We start from the raw sequence: 13,871 nt of genomic DNA on the forward strand, positions 1-13,871 counted from the left end.
CTAACTCCTGACTTCGTTACTATCTGGGCCAGAATCGGCGCCCAAGCTATTGCCCTCGAACTGGCCAGATTGGCTTGCTTCTTTCGGCTCCATGCTTTCGCGTATCGAAGCAGCCAGTTTTCCGCCTGTGGTTTCGCTCACTCGCTCCTGGAATCCCTGCTTCACTTGAGAGCCGACACCCTTGGCTAACTCGGAGGCCGTGCCTGTGGCCAGCTTCGCGGCCTTGGCAAAGCCGCCACCGCTTGAGCTACTGCCGCTGTCACCAAAGCCAGCCGCTTGGGCGAATGGGCTACTGCCAGCAGTACCCGCTTCACCACCACCGTTTCCGCCACTGCTGACAACTGACCCCATGCTGGACATGTCACCGCCGGTTTCCATACTCGCTGATGCTTTCTGAAAAGCCGCTTGGAGTGCACTTGCACCTCCGGCTGCACCGGCTGCGGCACCCATAACCGCTTTACCTGCCAGGGCAGCGCCGCCAGTTGCCATACTGGCCGCCGTCACCGCCGCCCCAACTGCCGCACCCGCACCGAAGTTTCCAATTCCACCGGCTGCGCCAATACCACCACCAGACACAAGACCAGAAATCATCGGCGGAACTTTGTTGACCAAGAAAAGCAAGATGACCGATATAACCAACATCACGGCCAGTTCCTGGGATGCCATGTTCTCGCTGATTTGCGTGTAGTAGTGATTGATGAACTCTTTGCCAATCGCAACCAGAAGCACCATTGCCATAAGCTGTGCGGCCAGGCCCAGCACGGTCTTGTAGTAATTGATCGCCATGTCGGAAGTCCAACGACTTCCACCAAAGCCAAGGAAGAACACACCGGCATACAACAGAATCCAGGCTGATGCGAGCAACAGCAACAGGTTGACCGCAATCAACGCCAGGACAAACAAAACAGCCAGGGCCATTAGCTCCATGACCAGAGCAGTTGCCATCTGCCGCCATCCCAGCTCCGAGGTGGCCTGTACTGTGCGGTTGTATAACTCGAAACCAAGATCAAGGATGCTGGAGGGCCCAAGATTGCTATTGGAAAGTCCCCCCGCCTGCGCGCCCAGAGTTTGCAATGACTGAACAATCGTACCGGCGATATTCATGCCCTGGTTCGCATTCGTCAGCAACCACCAGAAAAAGCCGGTGAAGATCGTGAAGCGAACGAACTCCGCGAAGAACTCGCCAATGTCGGCCTTGCGCAAAGCCATCATGCCGAATGTCCAGACCATCGAAATCACAACCAGCGTCCAGAACAAACGCGATGCAGCGGACTCAATAGCTGGCCCCCATGTTGCGGCAGCATCATGAAAACGCTTGAGCACATCATTCATAACACCGCTGCTACTTAGCTCCTGCGCCATTGCAGGTTCAGCCAGCACCATTGTGGCGACCATCATCAAGCCACCTAGAGCAATTTTCTTTCTCATGGCGACCACCTCAATAATCATCTTTAGGGCTGGGCTTGAACTCCCACTGACGCATCTGCTTGGCCTTCTGGAATGCTCTGCATTCCTCGGTAAAGGCCTCTCGGTTCGCTTCGCTGCGCATTTCATTCAGTGCTGCCTGGAACGCATCGGGGGCACACGTCGCCGCATTTGGTTCGGGCATCCTTTCCTGTTCACATCCAGCCAACAACAGCAACGTAGCCGCGGTAGTAAAAAAGATTTTTTTCATCTCACCGCCTCCCTAGTAGTTGTCTGCCGGACTCGGGCGAAACGTCCAGGTACGCATTTGCTCGGCCCTGGCATCACCTCGCGCCTCGGCATCGAGTTCTGCTGCAATCCGGGCTGCCTCCGCGTTGTGTTGGGCGGTCAACATGGTGCGAATCTGCAAGAGCTGATTGGCCTGCTGGCTGGCGAGCTGGTTGGCGTAGCCGATGGCCTGTAGCTGGCCAGTTGCACCCTGGGCCGCGCCTTGCAGCCGCTCCAGGGTACGGGCGTCATCCTTCAAAGCCTTTTGCTGGTCGGCAACGGTCTGGAACAGGGCATCGTTGGCCTTCTTTTGCGACTCTGACGCCAGGCGGCGGTTCTCTTCCATCGCTGCCTTTTCGGCCGGCGTGCATCCGCCGCTGCCGTTGAAGCATGGCGAGCTGCGGTAATAGGCCACGTCCTGAAACTTGGCCAGGTAACGATCCAGGCTGCCTAGCTGGTTCTCGTAATAGGCCAGCGTGTTTTGCGCGGCAATCAGCCGGTTGATCGTAGTCTGCGCCTGATCCCAGATATACGCGGCTGGGGCCATCGTGTTCTGGAGCTGATTTTCGTACTGCTGCAACTGGGTCTGGTACTGCTCAATCTGCTTGAGCGTCTGCGCCACCGACTCGATGGCCGTCATGATGTTCTGGGCCAGGTTGCCGCCGTCGATGACGGGGATACCAGCTTGCACAGGGGCGGTGGTAGTGGTGATAAAGCCGGTTGCGAGTGCAACGGCTAGAGCGGTTTTTTTAGCCGCTAAAATTTTGGACTTCATGGTCGTACTCCGTCGATGAAAAGAAGGCATTGCCTTGACCAAGCGTTGTGCTTGTTCTCGGCAACGTTTCATCGAAGAGCTACGCCACTAGCTGATCGGTATTGCCCTTGGCGCTGAGGCCCGGACTTACAAACGTAAAACTACTCTGTTTTTTTATCGCTTTCGGACAAGCCAACTTCCCGGCCAATCTCTTCAAGCTCTAGCGGCTGTACTGCCGCCGTCAGTATTTCGCGTATTTCCGCGTCGGTGCTCCTATCGTTGAGCGCTGCTCGAACTTTCAACGCACGGTGCACCTCGGCGGGTAAATTCCTGATAAGCACATTTGCCATATCAATACCCTTTTGGTGTACCCGACAACCATGCTATCAAAGATATTAAAAATAGCAAGACCTATACTCTTGCAACCGGCGGTAGCCGATCAGCCCCGCAGGGCAGGATTCCCGTTGAGTGCCCCCGGCGCGAATAAGGGACAGTGAAGATAGATAACCGGCTTGCCGGTTAGCTAACTTCACCCATCCTGCCCGCATTTCACCCACTATTGAAAATCTAGCGCATATCGAACGTAAAGCGTTTTATCGTCAAACAAACACCGATTCTTGGCAACATAACCGTAATCGTCACCAAATCGGCCTGCAATCGACATAGTCGCTTCAAAATCGCTGCTCAATCGGCTTTAAATCGGAACCTAAAATGCCAACAATCGACACAAACCATTCGCCCCGATGGGGCGAGTTGGACGCCAAAAAAGAAGGGCATAACCCGCCCCTCAAGTGTCAATGAACACAAGAAATTTGCCTCCCCTCCCGTCATACCACTAAGGCGACGTATTGATACTTGAGGGGCAACCTTTCCTGATGTTGACACCTTCACGCAGGTTACTGGTTATGGGCGTCCAACACACACGGCTCATTCCTGCTTGGTAATAATAAGAATAATAATCTTCTTATTATTCTTACCGAACGAATGGGCACTGCTTAGCCATTTCACGTTTCGAGCCAAGGTTTCAGTACAGATAACTACAAGTGCACACAGCGGCCCTCCAGCACCGTTAGACGCAGATTCTGCTTCAGCTCATGGAATAAGGGACTCCGGGTTGTTTTCCCCTCTCACAAGGCGTTTCAGCGGCCACTGAAGCCGCCTTCTCTTCTTGGCGTTAAACCATCGGCCTATGGCCGATTGATAAAGCCCGCCAGGGCTTTATTGGCAAGGTCAGAACGCGCCCTCAAGGCGCGAGCTGCACCGCGCATGATGGATTATCTTTAGATAATCTTGGATGGATTTCCCAAACTGCCCGCAAAGCAGCGCACCGTCTGGGTTTTCCAAATTGGGACGGGGAACGTTACGACGGCAGAAGGGGAGCGTTACGACGGTAACAAGGGAACGTTACGACGGTAAACGGGTGCAGTTGCCGTGGGGCCAGGCCTCTTGATCTCCCATTTTCCCTTGGCGTATTCGTTCACTACCCAACCCACGGCGGCAAGTTCGGCCAGTGCCTTCCGGGCAGTCTGACGGCGTTTTTTCATAGCTTCGGCATTGGCTTCATCTGGCCAGACATAGCCGCAAAGCGTGTCCAGTTCCACGCGCCCGGATTTGCCGGGGTCGATCCAGCCGCATAGCCGTTGGTGCATCAGCCGTGCCGGATCAGTCTGTAGCACCCGCACTTCCGCCATGTCGATACGGGCATATGGACGATGCCCCAGGATCGCTTCGGCAATACGCGGATTCAGGGCAACCCATAGCCTGCCGTCCGTCTCGTCAAAAGCATGACTCATCAGGTGGAACGCGGCTTGCCGCCGTCCCTTCGTCACAAGGATGGTGACGTTCGACATGCGCAGCAGGCTGGCTTTGAGCGCCTTGATGTTGTCGCCGCTATCCGTCATGCCCGTTTCTGAGAGCAGTTTGGTCAGGCTCTCACGAACCACCAAGCCGTCTTGCTCAATGGCTTCGAAACGGGGTTCAAGGAATAGCCGTAGCTGTCGCCCCGTCTCACTGGTCGGTTCCGGGGTTAGCAAGATGCCGTTCGGGCCGCCAAGGGCCACGATGCCTTGCAAAAGACGCATATCATCGGCCCCGAGAGGTTCGAATCCGACGAAACGCATGGATTCGTCCTCGCCAAAGGTGTAGGTCACGTCCAGCTTGCAGCGTTTGCGATCGCCACGCTTGAGGCTGCGGAACAGGCCAGGTGCCAAACAGTGCGCGGGATCATGTCGGACGTGGGTCAGGTCATGCTTAGGCTTCTTCACGCTGTCTCCTTTTCACCTTGCACTGCCGCTCCAGTACAGCAGGCTTCAACACGCCGCCGTCGTGCCGTCTAAACCAGAGTTCTTGAAAAGGTGCGCCATAGTTGGCCTTGCTGACGCCAAAGCGGACAAAATACCCACGCTGACAATCATCGACCCCCAGTATCTCGGCCTCGCCTTGCGTCATGCCGGATAGGTACGATTGCCAACGGATGTTATCAACCAGTACGGACGATCCACGACTGGCCTGCTGTTGATCGCCCGACCCCATCATGGCTGCGCTTTTACTCGCGTGGTGCAGAAACACAATGGAGCAGCCTGTATCAGCGGCTATGGCCTCCATGTGCCCAACAACCTGCGCCATCGGCCCGCTAGCGTTCTCCTCCTCAATGTGGAAGCGCCGCAAAGTGTCCAAGATCATCAAGCGACGACCTTCAGCGGCTCGTTTGAGAGCATCGAACCAGCTAGCAGCCATGATGTTTGGGCATTTACCGATCAAGGGTTCAATGAGCAAACCATCAGCCACGGCTTGCCGTTCCGCTGCGCTGAGGTGTGCCCCAAGGGCGTGCAGACGATGGTGAATAGCGGCCGGTGGATCTTCAGCAGGCAGATAGACCACTTGCCCGGTGGGAAACTCGCCTATTTCAAGTAAATCAGGCCCGCCTGCAATCTGTGCAGCCAATTGAAGGGCCAACATGGATTTACCAGCCCCACCAGGCGACACAAGAGCACCAACAGTGCCAGCAACCATATTAGGCAGAACATAATCAATGGGTGGCGGCAATTCCGTGAAAGCCGCCATAAGATCAAGAGCCATATAACTAGCCCTCTATAGGGCCAGGTCGCGCAGCTTGATCACCCGATGATTTACGTGCCTCAATCCACTCTTCGACCTCTGACAAATCCCAGGCGACATTTCTACTGGTTAACGCGATACGGCGTGGAAAATCCCCTCGCTGCTCCAGGTTATAAATTGTTCGTGTCGAAAGCGGGATCATCTCCAGGAGCTTCTTCCTGTTGATGAGGGTCTTTATATTTTGCATGGGTCAATACCTCTCAAATGAATAGTTGCTATTCATCGAGTAGCTGCGCGAAGCAGCTAATCGGTAATTGACCTGCCCGATGCCAATGGCGGCCTTATTTATAAATTCACGGCATCAACTTCAATGCTATCAAAGATAGCAAAAACATCAACCCTTACTGCCTCCCGAAGTCCACTCATCAATCATATCGGCCCAATCCTGCAACATCGCCGCCCGCTGCTCGCGGTACTCAGCCTTGTTGTAGACAGCCCTCACGCCCTTCTGCTCGTGCGCCAGGCACTTCTCGATCCAGTCGGTGTTGTAGCCGGCCTCATGCAACAGCGTGCTGGCTGTGCGCCGCAAATCATGCGGTCCGAACTTGGTAAGTGACTTCCCATCTTTCTGCGCCGCCTTGTAAGTCAGCGTCAGCACCTGGTTAAGTGTGGCAGCGCTCATCGGCGCATCCGAGTCGTACCGTGATGGCAAAACGAAGTCGGAACCACCGGCAAAGGTTTTCATGGCAATGAAAATATCCAGAGCCTGCTGGGACAGAAATACCAGGTGCGGGTTACGGCGTTTCATCCGCTCCTTTGGAATCGTCCACAACGCTTCGCTGAAATTGATCTCGCTCCAGGTCGCATTGGTCAGCTCGCTCTTGCGCACCATCGTCAGCAATAACAGCTTGGCCGCCGCACGGTTTGTTGGGCTTGTGCCCACTCGCTCCATGTACTGGTACATCAGCCCAATTTCTTCTGGCGTCAACGCTCGGTCACGTGGCTCGAATCGAGCGATGCTTGTTGGGCGCACCAGTTCTGCCGGGTTTTCGACCTTCTGCCCACGCTCGATGGCCCAGCGAAATACCTGCAACACGATTTCACGCACATGAACGGCGGTGGCCGGTGCGCCTCGCTCAACAATGGCATCAGCCAGCGCCCGCAAGTCTTCGTGGGTGATCTCCACCAGCTTCTGATTGCTGAATTTCGGCTTCAGCTCACGCTCATAAACCGAGCGGCGCATATCGCGGGTGGAGTCGGCCATCTGGTAGCCACGCAGCCACTTCTCCGCCCAGGCACCGAACGTCTCTGCATCTTTCACCCGCGCCTTGTCTCGGGCTTTCTCCTTGGCCGGCGACTTGCCCGCCGCAACCATCTTCTTGGCGTCACCCAACAGCTCGCGGGCTTCGGCCAGGGTGATGCCACCGACACCATAACGCCCAAAGGTGATGGTCTCCTGCCGACCGTTGATTGAGTAGTTGTAACGGAACGAGATGGAGCCGGCTGGAGTCACTGCCACATAGAGACCTTCCCGGTCATTCACTTTGTAGAGTTTGTCCCTGGGCTTGAGATTGCGCAGCTTGGTATCGGTCAGCATGTACCTTGTCCTTCTTCGTCTCCGATACCATGCTGAAAAAATCTCGAATTTATCGTATTTTTTCTTACGAAACAGTAACTTATAGAATATTAATACCATGAACACACAAAAGAACGCAGCATGGTATCGGCATCAATCATGGCATCGCCAAACCATAATACCAGCTTTAATGCCATGCTCAAACGGTGCTTGGCGCTTCCTCCCGTTGCCAGATCGTGCCAAACACAAACAAAAAAAAGCCCGCAATTACGCGGGCTTAGCGGCATTTCATGCCATCAGGTGCCTGGCTGTGCCAGACGCGGAATCATTCCCACTCGATCGTTCCCGGCGGCTTCGAGGTATAGTCGTACACCACCCGGTTGATCCCCTCCACCTCGTTGATGATCCGCGTCGCGCAGCGCGACAGGAAGCTTGCGTCGAAGGGATAGATATCGGCGGTCATGCCGTCGGTCGAGGTCACGGCGCGCAGTGCGCAGACATGGTCGTAGGTGCGCCCGTCGCCCATCACGCCGACCGTCTTGACCGGCAGCAGCACCGCGAACGCCTGCCAGATCGCATCGTAGAGGCCCGCGCCGCGAATCTCTTCCAGATAGACGGCGTCGGCCTTGCGCAGGATGTCGCAGCGCTCCTTCGACACCTCGCCGGGGATGCGGATCGCGAGGCCGGGGCCGGGGAAGGGGTGGCGGCCGACGAAGATGTCGGGCAGGCCGAGTTCCTTGCCGAGCAGGCGGACCTCGTCCTTGAACAACTCGCGCAGCGGCTCGACCAGCTTCATGTTCATGCGTTCGGGCAGGCCGCCGACATTGTGGTGGCTCTTGATCGTCACGCTCGGCCCGCCGGTGAAAGACACCGATTCGATCACGTCGGGATAGAGCGTGCCCTGCGCCAGGAAGTCGGCGCCGCCGAGCTTCTTCGCTTCTTCCTCGAAAACGTTGATGAACTCGCCGCCGATGAACTTGCGCTTCTTTTCGGGGTCGGTGACGCCGGCGAGGCCGGCCATGAAGCGGGCCTCGGCGTCCACCACCACCAGTGGGATGTTGTAATGGTCGCGGAACAGCGTTTCGACCTGCTCGCGCTCGTTGAGGCGGAGGAGGCCGTGGTCGACGAAGACGCAGGTGAGCTGCTCGCCGATCGCTTCGTGGATCAGCACCGCGGCGACGGCGCTGTCGACGCCGCCCGATAGGCCGCACAGCACGCGCTGGTCGCCGACTTGCGCGCGGATCTCGGCTATCTTGGTCGCGCGGAACTCGGCCATGGTCCAGTCGCCCGAGCAGCCGCAGACGTGGCGCACGAAATTGGCGATCAGCTTCGCGCCGTCGGGGGTGTGAACGACCTCGGGGTGGAACTGCGTGCCGTAATAGCGGCGCGCGTCGTCGGCGATCAGTGCGAAGGGCGCGCCGTCGCTGACCGCGACGATGCGGAAACCCGGCGCGAACTCGGTCACGCGGTCGCCGTGGCTCATCCATACCTGATGGCGCTCGCCGACCTGCCATAGCCCGTCGAACAGCACGCAGGGCTCGGTGACGGTCAGGAAGGCGCGGCCGAACTCGCCGTCGCGCGTCCCGTCGCTGCCGCCCGGTTCGACCTGTCCACCGAGCTGCTGGCTCATCACCTGCTGACCGTAACAGATGCCGAGGATCGGCAGGCCGCTGTCGAACACCGCCTGCGGCGCGCGCGGGCTGCCCGCCGCAGGGACCGAGGCGGGCGAGCCCGACAGGATCACGCCCTTCGGCTGCATGCGCTGGAGCGCGGCCTCGGCGCTGCCGAACGGCACGATCTCGCTATAGACGCCGGCCTCGCGGACGCGCCGCGCGATCAACTGCGTCACCTGGCTGCCGAAGTCGACGATCAGGATGGATTCGGAGGGAGCTGGAGTCTGCATGGCTGGCCGATAGAGAGGCGCGCCCTCGCTGTCCAGCCGTCGCCGTAACGTCGTGCCCGGGTGGCCTGCGGGCAAACCGCCCCCTTCGCATGTCCTGCCATATTGTTGCGACAAATTGTGACCAGATGAACGCGCGGTGCCAATCCTCGTCAGGGCGCGTTCAGTCGTCGCTGCTAGGGAAAAACCAAGACAAGATATACGGATAACGGAAAGCGCCTCTCCCGATGAAAAGCCCTTCTCTCTCTCTCCGCTCGGCCCTGCTTGCGGCGACGGCGCTCGCCGCGACGCCCGCGCTGGCAGTCGATGATCAGCCCGTCGATACCGTTTCGGTGCAGTCGGATTCCGATTTCGGCGACGACTATGAGGACGAGATCGTCGTCACCGCGCCGCGGCTGGCGGGGCAACTCGACACCGATTTCGCGGCCGAGGTCGAACTCGATGAGGCCGATATCGCCAGCTATGGCGCGTCGTCGATCGCGGAACTGCTCGACGCGCTCGAACCGCAGACGCGGTCGGGCCGCGGGCGCGGCGGCGGACGTCCGGTGATCCTGGTCAACGGGCGGCGCATCTCCGGCTTCGGCGCGGTCCGCAACATCCCGCCGGAGGCCATCGCCAAGGTCGAGGTGTTTCCCGAACAGGTCGCGCTGCAATATGGCTATGCCGCGACCGAACGCGTCGTCAATTTCGTGCTCAAGTCCGATTTCCGTCAGATTTCGGCCGAAGCGGAGGCCGGCATCCCGACGCAGGGCGGGCAGTTCAAGAGCGAGCTCGAACCCGCCTTCATGGCGATCGGCAACAATGGCCGGCTCAACCTCAACGCGAGCTGGGAGCATCAGACGATGCTGCGCGAAAGCGACCGCGACCTGATCCCGGTCACTGGCAGCATCGCCGACGCCGAGGCGCGCAGCCTGTCGCCCGCCAGCGACACCTATGTCATCGACGGCACGCTGGTGCGCGGCATCGACAAGGTGACCGAGGCGTCGGTCAGCCTGCGCTTCGACCAGACCGACAGCCTCAGCCTGCTCGGCCCCGGTGCCGGCGGTGCGGGCGATCCGCTGCGCCGCGACAGCCGCACCCAGAACTGGACGAGCTCGGCGAGCGTCAACGGTATGCTCGGCGATTGGCGCTGGTCGGCGACCGGCAATTATTCCGATGCCGACCAGCGCATCTTCACCGATCGCCTCGGCGGCACGAGCGACCGCTTCGACAGCAGCCAGCAGAGCTTCGGCGGCAACGCCAATATCTCGGGCAGCGTGATCGACGGCTGGGCCGGACCGATCCGCGCGTCGATCACCGGCAGCTATACCGGATTGCGCTTCGACAGCCGTTCCGAACGCAACGGCACGATCACCGTCACCGATCTGGCGCGCGACACCCCCAGCGTCTTCGGGTCGCTGACCGTGCCGCTGCTCGATCCCGATTACGAGGTCGGCAAGCTCGGCCGCCTGTCGCTGACCCTCAACGCCGAGGTCGAGCGGCCGAGCGACTTTTCCGCGCTCAAGAGCTGGGGCGCGACGCTCAACTGGGGCCTGACCGGCAACCTGTCGCTGCTCGCGAGCTTCGCGAGCGACGAGGCGGCGCCCAGCATGACGCAGCTCGGCGCGGCGCCGCTGGTGACGCCCGCGGTCACCTATTACGACTTCGCGACCGGTCAGACGGTGCAGATCACGACGACCACCGGCGGCAACCCGTTCCTGCTCGCCGAGCAGCGCCGCGACCTGAAGCTCGGGCTCAACTGGAACGTGCCGATGGTCGACGGGCTGCGCTTCTCGATCGACTATAACCGCAACCGCAGCCTCGACACCGCGAACAGCTTCCCGCTGCTGACGCCGGAGATCGAGGCGGCGTTCCCCGGCCGCGTGGTCCGCGATGGCAGCGGCACGCTGATCGCGCTCGACCAGCGGCCGGTCAATTTCGATCGCGCGACCAATTCGCAGATCCGCTGGGGGATCAACTATGGCGCGAGCTTCGGGCAGAAGGAAGCGACCGCGAGCGAAGGCACCCGAACAGCTTCCCGCTGCTTGACGCCGGAGATCGAGGCGGCGTTCCCCGGCCGCGTGGTCCGCGATGGCAGCGGCACGCTGATCGCGCTCGACCAGCGGCCGGTCAATTTCGATCGCGCGACCAATTCGCAGATCCGCTGGGGGATCAACTATGGCGCGAGCTTCGGGCAGAAGGAAGCGACCGCGAGCGAAGGCACCGGCGGCCGGGCCGGCGGACGCCGCGGTGCGGAGGGGGCCGATGCGCCGCCGCCGCCCGACGGCAGCGCGGCGCCCCGGGGCGAAGGCGGCCCGCCGCCGTCCGCGGGCGGGCGCGGCTTTGGCCGGCCCGGTGGCGGCGCGCGCGGACCGGGCGGCATGTTCGGGGGGCGCCGCAGCGGCGGCCGCTGGAACATCTCGCTCTATCACACCGTCAAGCTCACCGACAAAGTGCTGATCGGACCGGGCGTGCCCGAGCTCGACCTGCTTGGAGGCTCGGCGACCGGCAACGGCGGCGGCAGCAACCGGCACCTGCTCGAACTCGACGGCGGCGTCTTCTACAAAGGCTTCGGCGCGCGGGTCAGCGCCAAATACGACAGCGGCAGCACCATCGTCGGCGGTGCGAACGGCAACCTCGATTTCCACGATCTGGCGACCTTCAACCTGCGCGTCTTCGCCGATTTCAACCAGATGCCGAAGCTGACCGGGAGTCTGCCTTTCCTCAAGAACTCGCGCGTGCGGTTGTCGGTCGACAATCTGTTCGACGCGCAGCGCCGGATCACCGATGCGAGCGGGGTGGTGCCGCTGAACTATCAGCCGGGCTACATCGACCCGCTCGGCCGCTATATCGAGCTGCAATGGCGCAAGGCATTCTAGGCATTCCTAGGCCGCGAGGCCGGGCGCGGCGAGCGCGCTGGGATCCGGGTCTCGCGGAATGAAGGTCAAGGCGTTCAGGAACTGCGCCGTGCAGCTTGTCCAGCCATAGCGTGCGCCGAGGGCGGCGGCGTCCTCGCGGCGGCAGGTCAGCGCGCGCGAGATGGCGGCATTCAGGTCTTCGTCGAGGGCACCCGCACCGTCGCGGACGATGTCGCCCGGTCCCGGCACCGGATAGGCCGCGACGGGCGTTCCGCACGCCAGCGCCTCGATGACGACGAGGCCGAACGTGTCCGTTCGGCTGGGGAAGACGAAGACGTCCGCGCCGGCATAGGCCGACGCCAGTGCTTCGCCGCCGAGCTTGCCGAGAAACACCGCGTCGGGGTAGCGCATCCGCAGGTCGGCGAGCGCCGGGCCGTCGCCGACGACGACCTTGGTTCCCGGCTGCGTGGTGGCGAGAAACGCCGCGATGTTCTTTTCGACCGCGACGCGGCCGACGTAAAGCTGGATCGGACGCGCGAGGCCGGCGAAGAGGGGGTGAGGCGCACGATCGGGACGGAACAGTCGCGGGTCGACGCCGCGTTCCCATAGCATCGTCCGGTCGAGGCCGTGCGCGGCCAGTTCGCGCTGCAACGAGCGCGTCGCGACCATGATGTGCCGGGCGGGGCGGTGGAACCAGCGGATGAAGCGCCAGACGCGGCCGGGCGACACGGGCAGGCGCGCCGCGACATACTCCGGAAAACGCGTGTGATAGGCGGTGGTGAAGGGAAAATCATGGTCGAGGCACCAGCGCCGCGCCGCGAGCCCGAGCGGACCTTCGGTCGAGATATGGATCGCCTGCGGGGCGAAGGCGCGGATGCGCCGCCCGACCGCGCGCTTGCCCGCAAGGGCGAGGCGGATTTCGCCATAGGTGGGGCAGGGGATCGAGCGGAACAGGTCGGGCGAGATCACCTCGACCGCATGCCCCTGTGCGCGCAGTTCGGCGATCGTCGCCTGGAGCGTACGGACGACGCCGTTGACCTGCGGTTCCCAGGCGTCGGTGACGATGGCGATCCTCATGCGGCACGTGCCGATGCGGGCTGTTCGAGCGGCGCCGGGGCAGAGCGCGCCGCAACTTCTTCGGCCCAGCGCACGATCTCCATGCGGCCGTCGGCATGCTCGACCAGCGCGGTGCAGCCTTCGACCCAGTCACCGTCATTATAGTAGTCGACGCCGTCGATCGCCCGCATCTCCGCGCTGTGGATATGGCCGCAGACGACGCCGTCGACTCCGCGCGAGCGGGCAGCATGGGCGACGACTTCCTCGTAGCGGCCGATGAACTGGACGGCGTTCTTGACCTTGTGCTTGGCGACGAGCGACAGCGACCAATAGGGCAGGCCCATGCGGCTGCGGATGGCGTTGACCACCACATTCGCCTTCATCAGCGCGGTGTAGGCGGCATCGCCGACGAAGGCGAGCCAGCGGTGCGCGAGCATCACCGCGTCGAATTCGTCGCCATGGACGACCAGCAGCTTGCGGCCGTCGGCGGTCTCGTGCACCGCCTCGCGCCGGATTTCGACCCCGCCGAAATCGAAGCCATCGAAGGGCTTGACCATCTCGTCATGGTTGCCGGGGACATAGACGACGCGCGTGCCGCGCTTGGCGCGCTTGAGCACGCGCCAGACGACGTCGTTATGCTCGGGCGGCCAGAAATGGCGTTTCTTGAGCCGCCAGCCGTCGATGATGTCGCCGACGAGGTAGAGCGTCTCGCAATCGACATGGTCGAAGAAGTCGATCAGCAGCGCCGCATTGCACCCGCGGGTGCCAAGGTGGATGTCGCTGATCCACACGGTGCGATAGCTGCGCCGTTCGCCGACGACGCATTCGGGCACATGCGGTTCGGCGGCGAAGGGATCGGCGAAACGCACCGGGATCGGCAGGGTCGAGATTGAAGCCATGTCGCACTCCGTAAGCAGCCTTGGCTGCCCACGGCCTAGACACGGCTTTTGTTACACCCTGCGAATCGAAGCGAAGACGGTTCGGTGACGGTCTGGCGAC

General features: G+C 61.1%; 12 protein-coding genes. 1 reads left to right on the plus strand and 11 read right to left on the minus strand.

Features of this window, described 5'->3' with window-relative positions:
* The 9 genes from trbL to guaA all read right to left on the minus strand — a co-directional run bounded on the left by trbL (position 1) and on the right by guaA (position 8,982).
* Positions 1 to 1,428 (minus strand): P-type conjugative transfer protein TrbL, encoded by a 1,428-nt coding sequence (trbL, locus tag SGRAN_RS06650; RefSeq protein WP_001405816.1) that lies wholly within the window; start codon positions 1,426 to 1,428, stop codon positions 1 to 3.
* 10 nt (positions 1,429 to 1,438) lie between these two features.
* A complete protein-coding gene (trbK, locus tag SGRAN_RS06655; protein WP_000718002.1) occupies positions 1,439 to 1,675 on the minus strand; it encodes an entry exclusion lipoprotein TrbK in 237 nt (78 codons plus the stop codon).
* A 12-nt stretch (positions 1,676 to 1,687) separates the two neighbouring features.
* Entirely contained in the window at positions 1,688 to 2,467 is a 780-nt protein-coding gene (trbJ, locus tag SGRAN_RS06660) for a P-type conjugative transfer protein TrbJ (protein ID WP_000836966.1), read from the minus strand.
* Positions 2,468 to 2,607: 140 nt separating this feature from the next.
* Positions 2,608 to 2,796: a FitA-like ribbon-helix-helix domain-containing protein gene (locus SGRAN_RS21530; protein ID WP_000024442.1), complete on the minus strand. Its 189-nt coding sequence runs from the start codon at positions 2,794 to 2,796 to the stop codon at positions 2,608 to 2,610.
* 1,032 nt (positions 2,797 to 3,828) lie between these two features.
* A complete protein-coding gene (gene repC / locus SGRAN_RS06665) occupies positions 3,829 to 4,710 on the minus strand; it encodes a replication protein C, IncQ-type (RefSeq protein ID WP_000743064.1) in 882 nt (293 codons plus the stop codon).
* Positions 4,697 to 5,524, minus strand: a complete 828-nt coding sequence (locus SGRAN_RS06670) for a helicase RepA family protein (protein WP_001162384.1) — start codon at positions 5,522 to 5,524, stop codon at positions 4,697 to 4,699. The genes repC and SGRAN_RS06670 overlap by 14 nt, the downstream gene beginning before the upstream one ends.
* 4 nt (positions 5,525 to 5,528) lie before the next feature.
* Entirely contained in the window at positions 5,529 to 5,750 is a 222-nt protein-coding gene (locus SGRAN_RS21535) for a helix-turn-helix transcriptional regulator (RefSeq protein WP_001179606.1), read from the minus strand.
* A gap of 147 nt (positions 5,751 to 5,897) precedes the next feature.
* Complete coding sequence (locus SGRAN_RS06675) at positions 5,898 to 7,100, minus strand: tyrosine-type recombinase/integrase (protein WP_000954590.1); 1,203 nt, start codon at positions 7,098 to 7,100, stop codon at positions 5,898 to 5,900.
* Positions 7,101 to 7,404: 304 nt separating this feature from the next.
* Complete coding sequence (gene guaA, locus SGRAN_RS06680; RefSeq protein WP_067181824.1) at positions 7,405 to 8,982, minus strand: glutamine-hydrolyzing GMP synthase; 1,578 nt, start codon at positions 8,980 to 8,982, stop codon at positions 7,405 to 7,407.
* 224 nt (positions 8,983 to 9,206) lie between these two features.
* Between guaA and SGRAN_RS06685 the strand changes: the two genes are divergently transcribed.
* Positions 9,207 to 11,837, plus strand: a complete 2,631-nt coding sequence (locus SGRAN_RS06685) for a TonB-dependent receptor plug domain-containing protein (protein WP_067181827.1) — start codon at positions 9,207 to 9,209, stop codon at positions 11,835 to 11,837.
* A 6-nt stretch (positions 11,838 to 11,843) separates the two neighbouring features.
* On the opposite strand, the gene SGRAN_RS06690 is transcribed toward SGRAN_RS06685, so the two are convergent.
* Positions 11,844 to 12,893: a glycosyltransferase family 4 protein gene (locus SGRAN_RS06690; RefSeq protein WP_067181830.1), complete on the minus strand. Its 1,050-nt coding sequence runs from the start codon at positions 12,891 to 12,893 to the stop codon at positions 11,844 to 11,846.
* On the minus strand, positions 12,890 to 13,771 hold the full coding sequence (locus SGRAN_RS06695) for a UDP-2,3-diacylglucosamine diphosphatase (RefSeq protein ID WP_067181833.1): 882 nt from the start codon (positions 13,769 to 13,771) through the stop codon (positions 12,890 to 12,892). Before SGRAN_RS06695 ends, SGRAN_RS06690 begins: the two co-directional genes overlap by 4 nt.
* Positions 13,772 to 13,871: the final 100 nt, after the last annotated feature.

The sequence above is a fragment of the Sphingopyxis granuli genome, assembly GCF_001559015.1.
Taxonomy (GTDB): domain Bacteria; phylum Pseudomonadota; class Alphaproteobacteria; order Sphingomonadales; family Sphingomonadaceae; genus Sphingopyxis; species Sphingopyxis granuli.

Excerpts from the sequence above, each read along its gene's own strand:
- SGRAN_RS06670 (WP_001162384.1), bottom strand. The coding sequence starts at position 5,524 with ATGGCTCTTGATCTTATGGCGGCTTTCACGGAATTGCCGCCACCCATT.
- SGRAN_RS06690 (WP_067181830.1), bottom strand. The coding sequence starts at position 12,893 with ATGAGGATCGCCATCGTCACCGACGCCTGGGAACCGCAGGTCAACGGC.
- SGRAN_RS21535 (WP_001179606.1), bottom strand. The coding sequence starts at position 5,750 with ATGCAAAATATAAAGACCCTCATCAACAGGAAGAAGCTCCTGGAGATG.
- trbK (WP_000718002.1), bottom strand. The coding sequence starts at position 1,675 with ATGAAAAAAATCTTTTTTACTACCGCGGCTACGTTGCTGTTGTTGGCT.
- trbL (WP_001405816.1), bottom strand. The coding sequence starts at position 1,428 with ATGAGAAAGAAAATTGCTCTAGGTGGCTTGATGATGGTCGCCACAATG.
- SGRAN_RS06685 (WP_067181827.1), top strand. The coding sequence starts at position 9,207 with ATGAAAAGCCCTTCTCTCTCTCTCCGCTCGGCCCTGCTTGCGGCGACG.
- SGRAN_RS06675 (WP_000954590.1), bottom strand. The coding sequence starts at position 7,100 with ATGCTGACCGATACCAAGCTGCGCAATCTCAAGCCCAGGGACAAACTC.
- SGRAN_RS21530 (WP_000024442.1), bottom strand. The coding sequence starts at position 2,796 with ATGGCAAATGTGCTTATCAGGAATTTACCCGCCGAGGTGCACCGTGCG.
- guaA (WP_067181824.1), bottom strand. The coding sequence starts at position 8,982 with ATGCAGACTCCAGCTCCCTCCGAATCCATCCTGATCGTCGACTTCGGC.
- trbJ (WP_000836966.1), bottom strand. The coding sequence starts at position 2,467 with ATGAAGTCCAAAATTTTAGCGGCTAAAAAAACCGCTCTAGCCGTTGCA.
- SGRAN_RS06695 (WP_067181833.1), bottom strand. The coding sequence starts at position 13,771 with ATGGCTTCAATCTCGACCCTGCCGATCCCGGTGCGTTTCGCCGATCCC.